The sequence below is a fragment of the Kitasatospora sp. NPDC050543 genome (assembly GCF_044457565.1).
GTDB lineage: Bacteria > Actinomycetota > Actinomycetes > Streptomycetales > Streptomycetaceae > Kitasatospora.
The window spans coordinates 141,992-158,329 of the sequence record NZ_JBITGZ010000009.1; the positions used below are offsets into that span (position 1 = coordinate 141,992).

Annotated in this window: 12 protein-coding genes and 1 tRNA gene; 1 reads left to right on the forward strand and 12 read right to left on the reverse strand. The window is 71.7% G+C overall.

The window, feature by feature from the left end; genetic code table 11:
* Positions 1-192 precede the first annotated feature (192 nt).
* The 10 genes from ACIBH3_RS14230 to ACIBH3_RS14275 all read right to left on the reverse strand — a co-directional run bounded on the left by ACIBH3_RS14230 (position 193) and on the right by ACIBH3_RS14275 (position 12,543).
* A complete protein-coding gene (locus ACIBH3_RS14230; protein ID WP_396312221.1) occupies positions 193-948 on the reverse strand; it encodes a DUF3152 domain-containing protein in 756 nt (251 codons plus the stop codon).
* Between the two features lie 637 nt (positions 949-1,585).
* Positions 1,586-1,658 (reverse strand) — tRNA-Gln (locus ACIBH3_RS14235).
* 106 nt (positions 1,659-1,764) lie between these two features.
* Positions 1,765-3,138 (reverse strand): hypothetical protein, encoded by a 1,374-nt coding sequence (locus tag ACIBH3_RS14240; RefSeq protein ID WP_396312222.1) that lies wholly within the window; start codon positions 3,136-3,138, stop codon positions 1,765-1,767.
* Between the two features lie 99 nt (positions 3,139-3,237).
* Positions 3,238-5,643, reverse strand: coding sequence for a transglycosylase domain-containing protein (locus ACIBH3_RS14245; protein ID WP_396312223.1), 2,406 nt, complete (start codon positions 5,641-5,643; stop codon positions 3,238-3,240).
* Positions 5,644-6,136: 493 nt separating this feature from the next.
* Entirely contained in the window at positions 6,137-6,673 is a 537-nt protein-coding gene (locus ACIBH3_RS14250) for an HAD domain-containing protein (protein WP_396312224.1), read from the reverse strand.
* 261 nt (positions 6,674-6,934) lie between these two features.
* Positions 6,935-7,426: a GNAT family N-acetyltransferase gene (locus ACIBH3_RS14255; RefSeq protein ID WP_396312225.1), complete on the reverse strand. Its 492-nt coding sequence runs from the start codon at positions 7,424-7,426 to the stop codon at positions 6,935-6,937.
* Positions 7,427-7,688: 262 nt separating this feature from the next.
* Positions 7,689-9,062: a S8 family serine peptidase gene (locus ACIBH3_RS14260; protein WP_396312226.1), complete on the reverse strand. Its 1,374-nt coding sequence runs from the start codon at positions 9,060-9,062 to the stop codon at positions 7,689-7,691.
* Positions 9,063-9,273: 211 nt separating this feature from the next.
* Complete coding sequence (fabG, locus tag ACIBH3_RS14265) at positions 9,274-10,032, reverse strand: 3-oxoacyl-ACP reductase FabG (protein ID WP_396312227.1); 759 nt, start codon at positions 10,030-10,032, stop codon at positions 9,274-9,276.
* Between the two features lie 117 nt (positions 10,033-10,149).
* The gene (locus tag ACIBH3_RS14270) at positions 10,150-11,337 is read right to left on the reverse strand and encodes a thiolase family protein (protein WP_396312228.1); all 1,188 of its coding nucleotides are present in this window, start codon (positions 11,335-11,337) and stop codon (positions 10,150-10,152) included.
* A 57-nt stretch (positions 11,338-11,394) separates the two neighbouring features.
* Positions 11,395-12,543 carry an acyl-CoA dehydrogenase family protein gene (locus ACIBH3_RS14275; RefSeq protein WP_396312229.1) on the reverse strand — a complete coding sequence of 383 codons (1,149 nt, stop codon included), beginning with the start codon at positions 12,541-12,543 and terminating at the stop codon, positions 11,395-11,397.
* 148 nt (positions 12,544-12,691) lie between these two features.
* Between ACIBH3_RS14275 and ACIBH3_RS14280 the strand changes: the two genes are divergently transcribed.
* Positions 12,692-13,333: a TetR/AcrR family transcriptional regulator gene (locus ACIBH3_RS14280; protein WP_396312230.1), complete on the forward strand. Its 642-nt coding sequence runs from the start codon at positions 12,692-12,694 to the stop codon at positions 13,331-13,333.
* A 79-nt stretch (positions 13,334-13,412) separates the two neighbouring features.
* Here ACIBH3_RS14280 and ACIBH3_RS14285 read toward each other — a convergent pair whose 3' ends face one another.
* The gene (locus ACIBH3_RS14285) at positions 13,413-14,672 is read right to left on the reverse strand and encodes a nitric oxide synthase oxygenase (RefSeq protein WP_396312231.1); all 1,260 of its coding nucleotides are present in this window, start codon (positions 14,670-14,672) and stop codon (positions 13,413-13,415) included.
* A 126-nt stretch (positions 14,673-14,798) separates the two neighbouring features.
* Complete coding sequence (locus ACIBH3_RS14290; RefSeq protein ID WP_396312232.1) at positions 14,799-16,220, reverse strand: sugar porter family MFS transporter; 1,422 nt, start codon at positions 16,218-16,220, stop codon at positions 14,799-14,801.
* Between the last annotated feature and the right edge of the window lie 118 nt (positions 16,221-16,338).

A 16,338-nucleotide genomic window follows, 5' to 3' on the forward strand; every position in this document is an offset into this window, starting at 1 on the left:
CCGCGCCTGGTCTCGCCGCGCCAGCGCGGGTCCGAATGAATGCAAGGAGCAGCCAGAGCGGGGAGTCCGCCCCGCTCGGGCCGGCCGGCGCGGTGCGCAGCCAGATCGTGAACTCGCCGGCCATGTACTTCATGCACTTCATACCGAGACCCGCGCACCGGGCCCGGTGCCGAACGGTGCGCCCGGAGGCGATCACGGGCCGGGCGTGGCGGCCTGCACGGGGGGACCGGTGAGGAGGGCGCCGGTCTCGGAGAACGGCCAGCCGTTCGGCACGCAGCCGTGCAGACCCTTGATCTGTTGCATCATCACCGGCGCCGGCAGGCCCGGACCGGGGCAGTCGACGTGGCCGAGGCCGAGGACGTGGCCGACCTCGTGGTTGACGGCGAGCGCGTGGTAGAGGTCGGGTCGGCCGGCGTAGTACTCCGTCAGCTCGTTCCACCGCTTGACGTTGATGACCACCTGGTGGCCCACACCGCAGTTCACCCAGCCGCCGGTGTCCAGCCCGTACTGGCCGCAGATCCGGTCGGTGGTCTCCGGGGTGGCGAGGTAGACGGTGAAGTCCACCGGGTCGGCGGGCATGCGCTGGAAGGACCGGGTGCCGTCCGCGGCCCAGCCGCGCCGGACGTCGCCGAGGACCGCGTCGACCTCGGCGGCGAACTGTTCGGGGCCCTCCTTGAGTCCGTTCTCGGCACGCACCTTGTAGCGCAAGAGCTGTTCACCGGTGCCGAGGCGCGGGGAGCCGCCGGCGGCCGTCGTGAACTCCATGGGCTTCTGCCGGCCGCGGCTGGCGGCCGGGGTCCACGGATGCCACCACAGCAGGCCCGCAGTCACCGCGGCGATCACCACCACGGCGATCACCCCCGTCCAGACCCGCCGCCGACGGGTGCGCCCGCCCGTACGACCCGCCGGGGAGGCCTCGCCGTGCCCGGCCTTGGCGAAGACCCTCACCGACCGCTCCCCAAACCGGGGTGACCGTACGTCCGACGGGTTCGCCGCCGCTGAGCGGGCGTTGACCTCTCCGGCCTCGGGAGGACGGTGACGACCGGGAGGGGGCGGGCTGGGGCCTGGGTGGACATGGTGGTGCGATGACTCCTGCACGGGGATCGGACTGGCGTACGGTTACGAAGGAAGTAACGAACAAGAGGCACCATTGGTTCAATCGGTCGTGCGAGCGGGCAGCGGTGGGACCCCGGGCGGCCTCGGGAGCACGCGCCGAGATGTGAGACCTCCTCATGTGCCCCTGGTCCCCAGCCCGGTGGTCGGGCAGATCGGGACAGCGCGCCCGAGACGGCCTGCGCGGTGCTCGCTCGGCATCGACCGGGCCGATCGCGTGCTCGTCGAAGAGGCTCTCGGGGTCTCCAACGTGTTCTGGTGGCCGACTGGCGGCGCGAGACCCTGCGCCCGACCTGTGGCTGGTACCGGCGATTTAGGCGGCTGGCGCGGCCACCCTGTTCGTCGGCATCGTCCTGCTGGACCGGGCCGTCCACGACGGCCGGGCGCGCGAGATCGTGATCGCGGAGCGAGCGTGGAGGCGTCGGATCTCCCTGGCCGGGCGGGGATCCGCAGCCGGAGAGGATCAGGACGGCGACGAGGGCAGGATTCGAACCTGCGTCCACCCGGGATCAGAGCCGGGCGCTCCTCCGCAGAGCTTCCTCGTCGCCGCGTTGATCCTTGCTGAGGCCGACAGGTGGGTCAACTGGTTTGTGCCGGAACCCGGAACGCGGAACGGCGGGTCGCCCACCGGCGTGGACGGCGTACTGGCGCTCACAGCCACTCTTGCGCGGCGGCGCGCTTGCCTTTGCCGGAGAAGATCCCTGCGGACCGCATGGCGCTCGCCATGAGAGGGTCGGCGACGGCGACCCCGTGTACAAGCTCGGGTGTCCGTCGAAAGGCAACGGCCTCGACGGACGGCCTGGCGGTGGTCCAGGCGCCGGCCACCGGGTCCACCCCGTGCCGGGCGCAGACCTCCTCGACCAGCGTGCGCGGGCACTCCTTCTCGCCCCGGAGTGTCTCCCAGGGCAGCGGCAGCTCCGCCCAGACATAGGTGTCCGGATGCAGTCCACCGCCGCTGATGCGGTGCCAGTACGCCACGTCCGCCGCCATCAGGCGGGGCACCTTGCCGGGGCAGAGCCGGTCCAGGACGTCCACCCGCCCCAGTTCGGTCAGCAGCGCGAACCAGTGCGACCGCGCCGTGTTCCATGCCTGAGCAGCCTGGTTCCACGTCGACGAGTCGTTGCCACGGCGCACGATCATGGTGTCGCGCTCCAGAGGGCAGCGATCCCAGGCATCCTCCAACAGCTCGGCCACCGCGCGCAGAAAGCGGTTCCAGCGGGCGAGCAGCTGAGCGAGGTCCTCGTCGGACATGCGCTCCAGCACCGCGGCCGTGGGATGGACATGCGCGACCGCGGACCAGCAGGTCTGCTCGGGCTGCGCCAGTAGCCGCTGGAACAGGGCGCCGGCGACTTCGTCGTACACCTGCCGCTGCCTGCCGTTGGTGAAGATGCTCCGCATGTAGCCCCGCGCGGTGACGTACGCGATGAAGGCCGCAGTGTCCGGATCGGCGGCGAACAGCTCGAACGGCAGTGTGTGGGCGAGTGCGCCCTTACCGGTGACGGTGACCTCGCGACGGCGCTGTTCGTGGATGAGCCGCGCCAGCTTGGCCTCCATCCGGCACAACAGCCGGAAGCGCTTGTTGTACTGGCGCTTGGACAGCTGGCCGAGTCCGGCCTCGGCACGCTCGGCCCGGTCGAGTCGGTCTGCGCCGAAGTCGTTCTGTCCATAGGCACGGGCGATCTCTCCCCCCGCGCGACGGATCACTGCCTCGATCTGCGCGGGGTCATCCCCAGCGCCGTCCGGAAGGCTCGGCACGTCCGTGAACAGGCTTGCCGCGCGGGCGAGCTGGCGCTGTGCGCCGACAGGCCGGGCGAAGTCCTCCCGCATCGATGTGTAGCCGTGCCACAGCCTGCGCAGTGAGTGCTGCGCCGCCTTGGCGAGAGCCGCCTCGGTGGCCTGGTCAAGGCGGGTTCCCCGTGCGGCGTGCAGGTCCTGGACGAGCTGAGCAACATCCTCCGGACGCTTGCGCAGCGCCAGCGAGGCGTGCAGCTCGATGAGCAGTTGTTCGACGGCGGGCGAAGGCATGCGGCTCACCATGGCATCACTCGCATCGAACCTCCACCCGTTATCCGCTCCCCGGCCCGAAGCGCAGCGGTCGTGCCGAGGGACGTGGACGGCCTCCGGTCAGTGGTCGGTCGGCTTCCCGGTGTCTGTCGGCTTCCCGGTGTCGTGCGGTGTCCGAGACGCGCGGGGTGTCCGGGATGTGGCACCGGCCGCCGCCGTCGCCTCGTCCGGGGACGGCGCGTCGTCCGGGTCGGCGCCGGCGGTCGGGGTGGTGCCGCGGGTCGGGGTGGTACCGGTGTTCGGCGCGGCGCCACGCGTCGGCGTGCTACCGGCGTTAGGGGTGGTCCCATCGGTCGGGGTGGTGCCGGCGGTCGGGGTGGCGTCGGGGTCGGGTTTGGGGGTGGGATCGGGAATGTTGATCATCGGCAGCGGGACCCTGGGCGTGCCCCGCAGGGCCTGGTTCATCGCCGTCCGCCAGATCGGGCCCGGGCCGTCGGCGCCGAAGACCTCGGTGTAGTACCTGCCGTTGATCCGGATGTTCCTCATCTCGACACCGCCCGCGGGGCCGCCCAGCCACACGGCGGTGGCCAGCTGCGGGGTGTAGCCGCTGAACCAGGCCGCCTTCTTCTTGTCCGACGTGCCGGTCTTGCCCGCGATCTGGCGATTGTTCTCAAGGTTGAGCGCCGCGCCGGTTCCCCGCTCCGTCACACCGTTCAGGACGGTGTTGATGGCGTCGGCGGTGCCCTCGGACATCGCCTGGCTGCACGCGCCGGCCGGCACCTTGACGTCCTTGCCGTCCACCGTCGTGATCTTGTTGATGGCGATCGGAGCGCAGTACTTACCGCGCGCGGCGAAGCTCGCGTAGACGTTGGCCATGGTCAGCGGGCTCATCTCCTCCACGCCCAGGCCTATCGCGGGGACCTCCTCCAGGGGCTTCCCGCTGGCCTTCGCGGTGATGCCGAGCTTGTTGGCCATCTGCTTCACCGGGCAGAGGCCGATCTCCTGCTCCATCTGGACGAAGTAGGTGTTGATCGAGAGGGCCATCGCCTTCTTGAGCTGGTACGGCCCCTTCTCGTCCGCCGACTCGTTGGGGACGCTCCGGTCCGGGCCCTTGGCGGTGTTCCTCCAGGTGCCTTCACAGGTCTTCATCGTCGGGTAGTCGATCCGGTTCGGGGCCGGGTACTCCTGGGTCGGCAGAAGCCCGGCCTCCAGGGCGGCCGCCGCGACGATCGGCTTGAAGGTCGAGCCCGGCTGGAACCCGTTGCCGCCGCCCATCGCCACGTCCACGTTGAGGTTGACCATGGTCTCGTTCTTGCTGGGTTCCAGCCCGTACGGGCGGGTCTGGGCCATGGCGACGATCTTGCCGGTGCCCGGCTCCATCATGGTGGCGGCCGCCGACACCGTGTCGGTCACCCGCACACCGGTGCTCACCGCGTTCTGGGCGGCGGCCTGCTTGTCCGGGTCCAGCGTGGTGTAGACGTTCAGACCACCCTGGTCCCAGAGCTTCTTGCGGTCGGCCGCGTTGGCGCCGAAGACCGGGTCCTGCTTGATCACGTGCCGGACGTAGTCGCAGAAGAAGCCCGTCCCGGCGGTGGCGGTGATACAGCCGTTGCGTGGGCTCTGGTAGGCCAGGCCCAGCGGGGCCGCCTTCGCCTCCTTCGCCTCGTCCGGGGTGATGTGCTTGTTCTCCAGCAGCTTGTCGATCACCACGTCGCGCCGGTTCTGCGCGGCCTTCGGGTGCTGCCTGGGGTCGTACTGCGTGGGGTTCTGCACCAGCCCGGCCAGCATCGCGGCCTCGGGTATGGTCAGGTCCTTGTTGCTCTTGCTGAAGTAGCGCTGGGAGGCGGCCTCGACGCCGTACGCGCCGTTGCCGTAGTACGTGATGTTCAGGTAGTTGGTGAGGATCTGATCCTTGGTCAGATCTTCCTCCAGCTTGATGGCGATCTTCAGCTCCTGGATCTTGCGCCCCAGGGTCTTGCGCTGCGCCTCCCGGACGGCCGCCTGGTCCTCGCCGGCCTTCTCCACGTTGACGTTCTTGACGTACTGCTGGGTCAGCGTCGACGCGCCCTGCGAGGTCGTACCACTCTCGGCGTTCTTGCTGATCGCGCGCAGCACGCCCTTGAGGTCGACGGCGCCGTGCTCGTAGAAGCGGGCGTCCTCGATGTCGACCTGCGCCTTGCGCATGATCGGCGCCATCTGCTCGGCGGTCAGCACGGTGCGGTCGCGCTCGTAGACCTTGGCGATCACGCCGCCCTTGGCGTCGTAGATCACGGACGCCTGGGAGAGCGGCGGGGTCTTGAAGTCGTCCGGGATGCTCTCGAAGCTCTCTGCGGTATTCCTGGCCGTCAGCCCGAGCACGCCCACGGCCGGCAGCGCCATACCGGCCAGCAGTACTCCGGAGAGCACGCTGACACCCACGAACTTCACACCGTTGCTCGCGTGACCGAGCGGTGAGCCGCGCCGTCGGCCGCGCCGGGTCGCGGCGGTGCCTGAAGAGTCGGATCCCGTGGGGGTGTTCGGTGCCATGACGAGAACACTATGTCTCCGAATACGCACAGGCGGACGGATGTTCGCACACGCTTGTCACAGAACTGCGACAACTTGATCGGGTCAACCTTCTCATGGAGCGTCAAAACCCTTCCGGCGTCGCCCCACCGGCCACGCGCCACCCGCGCGATGGTCGCTCAACCTGCACCCCCTGGGCGAGTTCGACTGCCGGGCGCCGGGTGCGACAAGCACCTGGTGAGCCGGGCGTTCGCGGACGGGTCGCCGTGGCGGACCGGGGAACTGCTCGTCGCTGCGCTGGACGAGCCCGACATCTACTTCGACGCGCTCGCCCAGGTCCACATGGACTCGTGGTCAACCGGCAGGGTGGTCCTGGTCAGCGACGCCGCGTGGTGCGCCTCCCCCGCCTCCGGCGCGGGCGGGGAGCTGGCCCTGGTCGGGTTCGGACCGGCGACACCGCCGAGGCTGCGGCACGGGGTACGGGGTACGTCCCCTGTCGCAGGCTCGGGTCGGGCTACGCAGCCCGGCGTAGCCGCCCGGCCAGCTCCGGCAGCAGGGCGGGACGCGGTGGCCGGGCCAGCAGCCGGTCGACGTGGTGGCGTTCGAGTCCCTGCTGCCCGTCGACGGGCAGCAGCAGCCGGTCGCGCCGGACGCGGGAGTTACGTACGAGCCGCGACGGTATGAGGTCGTCGAGCCAGGCGAACGGGCGCCCGTCGGCATACCGCAGCAGTGGAGCCCACTTCGCGCCGGAGAACAGCTCCATCAGCCGCACGCGAGGATCCCCGGGCTGCGGCTCGTACCCGGCGAAGCGCACCACCGGCAGCACCGGAAGCCCGAGCGCCGCAGCTATGTGGGTGTTGGCGTCCTCCTCCCAGGACGTGGCCCAGCAGATCTCGTACACCCGTGCCAGCTCGTGCAGCCAGTCACCGTGCCGACGGGACAGCAGGACACGGAACCCGAGCAGGGTGTGAGCCTTGAAGTCCGTCCCGGGGTGCGGGTCCGCCGGGTTGAGGACTCCGTCGACATCGAGGAAGAGCAAAGGCTTCGGCACAGGATTCCCGGTGGACAGATGATCCGTTGACCATCCGGACGACCGCCGGTGACGATCGGTTCCTCCAGGGACGGCGCGTCGAACGCGCCGCGGACCGGCTCGGCGCGCCCCGGCCCCTTCGCGCTTGCCACGGACCGGGCGGACCTGAACCTCGGTCAGCGGGCCGCACGCCGCCCCGGCACCGACGCGCGCGGCCTGACGCCCGGACGAACCCCTGCCACCGCCGGGCCGGACCGACCCCCGGTGGCCCTCGGGTGACCGCTACAGGCGGCGCTGCCAGGTCTGGCCGACGAGGTCGTGCCCGAAGCTGTGGTGGGGTTCCTCTGCGACGAGCTCGAAGCCGTAGCTCTGGTAGATGCGCCGGGCCGAGCCGAGGACGTCGTTGGTCCACAGGGTGATCGCCTCGTAGCCGGCCACCCGCGCGAAGCCCAGGCACTCCTCGACCAGGCGAGCTCCCAGACCCAGGCCGCGCGCGGCCGGATCGACGAGCAGCAAGCGCAGCTTCGCGGTCCGGCCGTCCGCGGGTACGCACAGGACACAGCCGGCCCGCACCCCGTCGACCTCCGCGATCCACGCCGCCCGTGCCCCGGGGCCTTCCTCGCCGGCGTAGTCGGCGACGATCCGGGCGACGAGCGCCTCGAAGCCGGCGTCCCAGCCGAACTCCCGGGCGTAGAACTCGCCGTGCGCCATCACCACCCAACCCAGATCACCGGGCCTGCCCAGCGGCCTGATGACCACCTCGCGCTCCGCCATCACGTCTCCACTCGCACCGTCCACCGAACCGACCGTGCCAGTACACCAGCCCGGTGCCCCGATCCGGACCAAGGCCGTACCCGCCCGCGTCGGCGGGAACTGCTGGAAGCCGCCTGCGCCCGGCGCAGCGGCCTCAGCGGCACTCGGAACCCCGGAACCCCGGAGCGGCAGAGCCGATGGCCGATGGCCGGTCGCCCCGGCTGTGGGGCGCGGGGGCGGGCGCCCCCCCCCCCCCCCCACTCCGCTGCACCGTCAGCGTGGATCAGCGGCCGGCGAGGGCGTGGACGAAGCGGGTGCCGTCGATGGTGCCGAGGCCGGATGCCAGGTCGTAGCCCTTCGCGGCCTGGTAGCCCGTCACCTGGTTCCAGGTGTTGTCACCGGCCGTCACATCGGTGATGCCGCTCCACCGCGACGGCAGCAGGCCGAGCCCGTACATCCGCCAGTTGAGCTGGCCGAGCCGGTGGCCGGCCAGCTGGTCGGCGAGGGCGACCACGCCGGAGAAGATCGGGGTGGCCTCACTGGTGCCGCCGGTGAGGTGCCAGCCGGCCCGGGCGGGGTCGTAGGACTCGTACGTCCAGGCCGCGCCGTCCACCGCCGCGCTCATGCTGATGTCCGGCGTGCCGCGGTGGTTGCCGGTGGTCGCGGCCACCGCGCTCTGGTACCAGGGCCGGTCGAAGACGCCGGAGACGCCGCCGCCCGCCGCGCCGTAGTCGTCGTGCCAGACCTTGTCGGGCGCGGTGCGCTTGCCGGCGTCGTCCAGGGTGAGCTGGGTGCCGCCGACGGAGGTGACCAGCGGGTCGGAGGAGGGCCAGGAGTTGACCCGGTACGGGTAGAGGTCCTGCCCGTTGGTCTGGTAGTCGGTGGCGCCCGCGTCGCCGGAGGCGGCGAGGACGGTGACGTCCCGCTCGGCGGCGAGCTTGAAGGCGTACCGCAGGTCGGTGAGGGACTTGAAGTCGCCCTTGTCGAAACCGGGGAAGGTGTTCTCGGTGGCTCCGAAGCTCTGGGAGATCACGTCGGCCCGGCCGGCCTTGATCATCGCCCGTTCGGCGTCCATCATCTCCGGCAGGCCGGTGACCCCCTCGGTCTCGGCGACGCCGGTCTCCACCAGGACGATGTGCGCGTCCGGGGCGATCGCGTGGGCGTACTCGACGTCCAGGGTGGTCTCGCCGGCCCAGCCGGTGTGCTCGGGGTTGGCGGGATCGAACACCGGGACGTCACCCCACTTGACCACCTCGACCTGGGTGTCGGGGATGCCCCACTGCTTGTCGAAGACCTCCAGGTCGTGCTGGATCGTGGGGGAGCCGAAGGAGTCGACGATCACGATCGTCCGGCCCTTGCCGGTGATGCCCTCCTGGTACAGCGGGTCGAGGTTGTACGCGCTGCGGTACTGGAGCGGGGAGTAGCAGCGGATGCCGATGTCCGTGACGCACTGCGAGGTCGGCAGTGGTGTGGCCCGGCCGGCGGCGGTGATGTGGCCGCTCGATGCCGGGCGGACGTGCACGCTCGGCCGGGCTGCGGCGACCTTGGCCGTGCCCGCTCCGCCGGTGGCCAGTGCGGTGGCCCCGACGGCGAGCAGCGCGAGGGCGCGGAGGGTGGCGGAGCGTCGGGGACCCGCGGTGGCGGGGGAGATGCCCATGGGACTCCTTGGGACAGAGGGGCCGGCCTGTGGTGGTCGGGCCGGTCCGGTCATCCCATCGATCGGAGCATGATCATGCCATAGTCATTCGGTACTACCGGAGGACCCCAGTTGGCCACCGGACAAGGTAAAGACCGGCCCAGGTGAAGGTAACACTCCACCTGGGCCGGTCGCCTGATGCTACGTCAGCACATTGCGAGTGTCCTCGCCGTCAGCGCGCCCCGCCGTTGACGTACAGGGTCTGCCCGCTGACGTACGAGGCGTCCTCGCTCACCAGGAACGCCACCACCGAGGCGATCTCCTCCGGCTGCCCCACCCGGCGCAGCGGGGTGCGCCCGGCCACCTCGGCCTGGTGGTCCTCCGGGGCGGCGCCGACGCGCTCGGCCGTCGAGGCCGTCATGGCGGTGGCGATGTACCCGGGGGCCACCGCGTTGACATTGATGTTGTACGGGCCCAGTTCGATCGCCAGGGTGGCGGTCAGGCCCTGGATGCCGGCCTTCGCGGCGGCGTAGTTCGCCTGGCCCCGGGCGCCGAGGGCCGAGCGCGAGCTCAGCGAGACGATCTTGCCCCACTTCTGCCCGACCATGTACGTCTGCGCGGCCTGGCTGCAGTTGAAGGCGCTGGTCAGGTTGACCGCCAGCACGGCGTCCCAGTCCGGCTTCGGCATCTTGAAGAAGAGGTTGTCGCGGGTGATCCCGGCGTTGTTCACCAGGATGTGCAGCGCCCCCAGGTCCGCCACCACCTGGGCGAACACCGCCTCCACCGCCTCGTGGTCGGCCACGTCGCAGCCGTACGCCCGGGCGGTGCCGCCCTTGGCGGTGATCGCGTCCACGGTGGCCTGTGCCCGCTCGGCGGTCAGGTCGACCACGGCGACCGTCGCGCCCTCCTCGGCCAGCCGCTGCGCGGTGGCCGCGCCGATGCCCTGTGCGGCGCCGGTGACGACCGCGACCTTGCCGGTGAACCTGCTCATCTGACGATGTCTCCCTCGGGTGGATCTGACGGGGGGTGAACCTGACGGGGGGGGGTGAGCCTGGCGGGTGGATCCAACAGGAACCAGGTGGACGGCGAACCGGCCGGGCGCGCGGCCTCAGGCCGATTCGACCAGGACGGCGGTGCCCTGCCCGACACCCACGCACATGGTCGCCAGCCCGCGCCGGGCGCCGGTCCGGCGCATCCGGTGCAGCAGGGTGGTGAGGATCCTGGCGCCCGAGCCGCCCAGCGGGTGACCGAGCGCGATCGCCCCGCCGGACGGGTTGACCAGCTCCGGGTCGAAGCCCAGTTCGTCCAGGCAGGCCAGCGCCTGCGCGGCGAAGGCCTCGTTGAACTCCGCCTCCTGGACGTCCTCGACGCTCCACCCCAGCCGCCCGAGCACCTTGCGGGTGGCGGGCACCGGCCCGATGCCCATCACATCGGGGTGCACCCCGGCGGAGGCCCCGGCGGCGTACCTGCCCAGCGGCTCCAGGCTGAGCTCGTTCAGCACCCGCTCGCTGACCAGCAGCAGCGCGGCGGCGCCGTCGTTCATCGGCGAGGCGTTGCCGGCCGTCACCGTGCCGCCCTCGCGGAACACCGGCTTGAGCTTCGCCAGCCGCTCCAGGGTGGTGTCCTCGCGGATGGACTCGTCCTGGCCGACCGTCACCCCGTCCGGGCGCAGCACCGGCAGCAGCTCGGCGTCGAAGTGGCCGTCCTTGCGCGCGGCCGCCGCCCGCTGGTGGCTGCGCAGCGCGAAGGCGTCCTGCCGCTCGCGCGTGATGCCGTACCGGCCGGCCACCTCCTCGGCCGTCTCGCCCATGCCGAGGACGCCGTGCAGCTCGTGCATCCGGGGGTTGGTCAGCCGCCAGCCGAGCCGGGTGTCGTACGTCTCGATCCGGTGCGGCAGTGCCTCGTCGGGGCGGGGCAGCACGAACGGCGCCCGGCTCATCGACTCGCAGCCGCCGGCCACCACGACGTCCGCCTCGCCGGAGCCGATCGCGCGGGCGGCGGTGGTGACGGCCTCCAGGCCGGAGGCGCAGAGCCGGTTGACCGTCGCGCCGGGCACGGTGTCGGGCAGCCCGGCGAGCAGGACGGCCATCCGGGCGGCGTTGCGGTTGTCCTCGCCGGCCTGGTTGGCGGCGCCCCAGTAGACGTCGTCGATCCGGGCCGGGTCGAGGCCGGGCACGTCGGCGAGCAGTCCGCGCAGGACGGCGGCGGACAGGTCGTCGGGGCGGACGGTGGACAGCGCGCCGCGCAGCCGCCCGATGGGGGTGCGGCGGGCGGCGGCGAAATAGACGGGACGCACTTCGTCGGGCTCCTTATCCGGGTGTGCGAGGGAGGGTGCCGGCGGGCCGGCGGCCGCTCAGAAGGCGTTGACGCCGGTGAGCGAGCGGCCGATCAGCAGCTTGTGGATCTGGCTGGTGCCCTCGTAGAGGGTCATCACGCGGGCGTCGCGCAGGTACTTGCCGACGGGGTACTCGTCGATGAAGCCGTACCCGCCGAAGACCTGGAGCGCGTTGTTGGCGGCGCGGACGGCGGCCTCGCTCGCGAACAGCTTGGCGACGGAGGACTCGGTGGCGAACGGCAGTCCGCGCTCGATGTGGTCGGCCACCCGCCAGGTGAGCAGCCGGGCCGCCTCGACGTCCACCGCGATGTCGGAGAGCAGCTCCTGCACCAGCTGGTGGGCGGCGATGGGCTTGCCGAACTGCTGGCGCTCGCCCGCGTAGCGCACCGCCGCGTCCAGGCAGGCCCGGGCGATGCCGACGCAGCCGGCGGCCACCGACATCCGGCCCTTGGCGAGCGCGGCCATCGCGACCGTGAAGCCCTTGCCCTCGGGGCCGAGACGGGCGCTGTCGGGCACCCGTACGCCGTCCAGCGCGAGTTCGGCGGTGGCCTGGCCGCGCAGCCCGAGCTTGCCGTGGATCTCGGTGCGGGTGAAGCCGGGCAGGGCGGTGGGGACGAGGAAGGCGGTGATGCCGCGGTGGCCCTCGCCGCCGGTACGGGCGAAGATCAGGGCGACGTCGGCCCAGGTGCCGTTGGTGATGAAGGTCTTGGCGCCGGTGATCAGCCAGTCACCGCCGTCGCGGACCGCCCTGGTGGTCAGGTTGGCGGCGTCGGAGCCGGTGCCGGGCTCGGTGAGGGCGAAGCAGCCGAGCGCCTGGCCGGAGGTCAGCCGGGGCAGCCAGTGCTGCTTCTGCTCCTCGCTGCCGTAGGCGTTGACGGACTTGCCGACCAGCCCGAGCGAGACCGAGACGATGCCGCGCACGGCGGAGTCTCCCCGGCCCAGCTCCTCCAGGACCAGGCAGTACGCGAGGTGGTCGCCGCCGCTGCCGCCGTACTCCTCGGGGATGGTCAGGCCGAGGAAGCCGAGCTTGCCGAGCTTGCCGACGACCGCCCGGTCCACCGACTCGGCGCGGTCCCAGGCGGCGGCGTACGGCACGATCTCGCGGTCGGTGAAGTCGGCGGCCAGTTCCCGGACGGCGGCCTGCTCCTCGGTGAGTTCGAGGTTCATCGGAGGATTCCAGTCGATCCAGTCATCGCGTCGCCCACCTCGTTAAACTAGCGGTGCAAGTTTATGCGGACTCTAACCCGCCCGGCCGGGTCTGTGAAGAGGCGCCTGGGAGAATGACGATCAACCCACCCGACCGGAGGAAGCGACGATGGCCCGCCCGCGCACCCCGCTGCTCAGCCGCGACCGCATCGTCGGGGCGGCGCTCGCGCTCGCCGACGCCGAGGGCCTGGACGCCCTCTCCACCCGCCGCCTGGCCACCGAGCTCTCCGTCAGCGGGCCCTCGCTCTACAACCACTTCGCGACCAAGGACGAGCTGCTGGACGCGGTGGTGGACACCGTGATGGGCGAGGTGGACCTCTCGATGTTCACCGCCGGCGCCGACTGGCGCAGCGCCCTGCGGGACTGGGCCCGCTCCTACCGCGCCGCGCTGGCGGCCCACCCCAGCATCGTCCCCGTGCTCGCCCAGGGGCCCGGCCGGCGGCCCAACGCGCTGCGGCTGGCCGACGCCGTGTTCGGCTGCCTGGTCGAGGCAGGCTGGCCGCGCGGCCAGGCCACCAGGATCGGCGCGCTGATGCGCTACTTCGTCACCGGCTCGGCGCTCGGCTCCTTCGCGGCCGGCTTTCCCGAGGACGCCGGGGTGTACGGGCAGGAGTACCCGCACCTCGGCGAGGCCCACCTGCTGGCCGAGCACCGGCGCAGTATCGACGAGGGCGCCTTCGAGACCGGCCTGGAAGCCCTGCTCGACGGCCTCGACCTGCGCTACCGGCGGCTGGTCGCCGAGGCGGGCTGAGGCGGCGGGCTCCGAGGCGGCGCGCTGAGGCGGCGGGCTCTGGACGGCGGCCGGCGCGGGGCGGGCCGCATCCCGCCCGCTACCAGGGCTCGCGCGGTACGAAGGCCGGGCGAAGCGCGGGGTCGACCGGGTCGTAGTAGCGGTGGAACACCGGCGTCAGCCCGCCCGAGACCGGCGGCACGATCCAGCTCCAGTCCGCCGGGGTCGGCCGCCCGAGCCGCTTCTCCTGCGCGATGTGCTTGAGGAACCGCTCGGACTCGGTGTGGTGGTCGGCCATCATGACCCCGGCCTCCTGGAAGGAGTGCAGCACCGCCACGTTCAGCTCCACCAGTGCGCGGTCGCGCCAGAGCGTGCGCTCGCTGGAGACGTCCAGGCCCAGCCGCCCGGCGACCTCCGCCAGCAGGTTGTAGCGGTCGGCGTCGGCCAGGTTGCGGGCCCCGATCTCGGTGCCCATGTACCAGCCGTTGAACGGCGCCGTCGGGTAGCGCACCCCGCCGATCTCCAGCGTCATGTCGCTGATCGCCGGCACCGCGTACCAGCGCAGGCCGAGCTCCGCGAACCAGCCGTGGTCGGGGTGGGTCAGCTCCACCTCCAGGGCCGTGCCGTCCGGCAGCTCGTACCACTCGGGCCTGACCCCTGGCCGTTCCTGCACCAGCAGCGGCAGCACCTCGAACGGCTGCTCGGCGCACTTCCAGCCCAGGTCCCGGGCGCGGGCGGTGAGCTGCGCTCCGGCCGGGTCGCCGGTCCAGCCGCCGCCCGCGGCCGGGTGGCCGGCGTAGCGCACCAGCTGCTGGTTGACGATCCGGGCCGCCGGGCGGCCGGGGCGGTCGGGTGCGAACACCGAGACCACCGGGCGGATCCGGCCGCCGTTGGTGGCCAGCCGCAGGTGTTCGAAGCTCTGCCCGGCGATGTCGTCGGCGGAGGAGAGGTGGCGCAGGTCGCGCACCACCAGGCTGCGCCAGTACAGCCGGCCGATGCAGCGGGCGGCGTTGCGCCAGGCCAGCCGGGCGCCGAAGACGAGTTCGGGGTAGGTCTGTTCGTACGTCCCGGTCCGCTCGATCTCGTCCAGCACCTCGCGCAGCCGGGGGGTGGGGTCGCCCTCGCCGGGCTGTTCGCGGTGGAACTGCCGGACGAAGTCGGCGGCCTGCGCCGGGTCGGTGAAGTGCCCGGCCCGCCGGGCCGTCGGCCTGGCGGCGGTGAAGCCGGTGTAGCCGGCGACGTTGGCGGCGGCGGCGGCCGTGGCCGGGGAGGCCGGCGCGGCGGTGGCGGCCGGTGTGTGGGCGTAGGGGCAGGCGCCGGCGGGCACCGGTCTGCGGGTACGGATTCGATTGAAGATCAAGGACACATCCCTCCGCCCTCAGGAGTACCGGAGGCGCGGGCCCGGGCGCAGCGAGTGAACGAATCGGCCCCTGCGCCCGGGCGATTGCCGCTAGGGTGCAGGGGCCGAGGGCCGTGTGGGGGCGGGTCAGCCCATGTCCTCCAGCCGGACGCCCTTGGTCTCGCGCATGTACTTCGCGACGAAGAGCATCGAGCCGGCCGCGAACAGCGCGTACAGCAGGTACGTCGCCGAGAGGTTCCAGCCGGCCATCGACGGGAACGACACGGTGATCGCCCAGTTGGCGATCCACTGCGCGGAGGCGGCGACCGAGAGCGCGGCGGCCCGGATCCGGTTGGGGAACATCTCGCCCAGCATCACCCAGACGACCACACCCCAGGACATCGCGAAGAAGAGCACGAAGGCGTTGGCGGCGATCAGTGCGACGGTGCCCTGGAGGTCGGGCAGCGCGACGTCGCCGCCGCTGCCGGTGGCGGAGGAGAACGCCCAGGCGCACAGGCCCAGCGAGAGGGCCATCCCGGCCGAGCCGACCAGGGCGAGCGGCTTGCGGCCGATCCGGTCGACCAGCAGGATCGCGATCACCGTGCCGACGATGTTGATGACCGAGCTGGAGAAGCTGATCAGCAGCGAACTGCTCTGGTCGATGCCGACCGACTGCCAGAGGATCGACGAGTAGTAGAAGATCACGTTGATGCCGACCAGCTGCTGGAACACCGACAGCCCGATCCCGACCCAGACGATCGGCAGCAGGCCGAACCGCCCGCCGAGCAGGTCGGCGAAGCGCGGCCGGTGGTCGGAGGCGATCAGGGCCTGGATCTCGGCGATCCGGGCGTCGGTGTCGCAGCCCGCGCCCTCGACCTCCCGGAGCACCTCGCGGGCCTGCGGCAGCCGGCCGGCCGAGATCAGGAAGCGCGGGGACTCCGGGATCATCGAGGCGAGCACGAAGTAGACGGCGGCGGGGATGACGCAGACGCCCAGCATCCACTGCCAGGCCTCCAGCCCGAGCAGCTGCCCGCGGGTGTCGCCGCCGGCGGACCGGGCCAGCATCCAGTTCACGAGCTGCGAGATCGCGATGCCGAGCACGATCGCGGCCTGCTGGAAGGACGCGAGCCGCCCGCGGTACCTGGTCGGCGCGACCTCGGCGATGTACGTCGGCGCGATCACCGAGGCGATGCCGATGGCCGCGCCGCCCAGCACCCGCCAGGCGGCGAGGTCCCAGGCGGCGAACGGCATCATCGAGCCGACGGCGCTGATCCCGAACAGGACGGCGCCGGCCTTCATCACCCGGATCCGGCCGTAGCGGTCGGCGAACCGCCCGGCCAGCGCCGCGCCGACCGCCGAGCCCAGCAGGGCGGAGGAGACGATCAGGCCGGTCACGCCGTCCCCGATGCCGAATCTGCCCTGGATGCCGGTGACCGCGCCGTTGATCACGGAGCTGTCGTAGCCGAACAGGAACCCGCCGAGTGCGGCGGCGGCGGTGATGAAGACGACGAAGCCGAGCCGGTCGGGTGCCGGGGCCTCTGCCTTCACAGGGTGTTGGGTGACGCTCACGATCTACGACTCCTGAGTACTCAACGCTGAGCTGGTGCCGCGATCGTATCCCCAATCGTTCAGAGCTTGTAAGTCGGATCAGATTTGGACCCGCCATGGATTTATGAAGTGAATACAT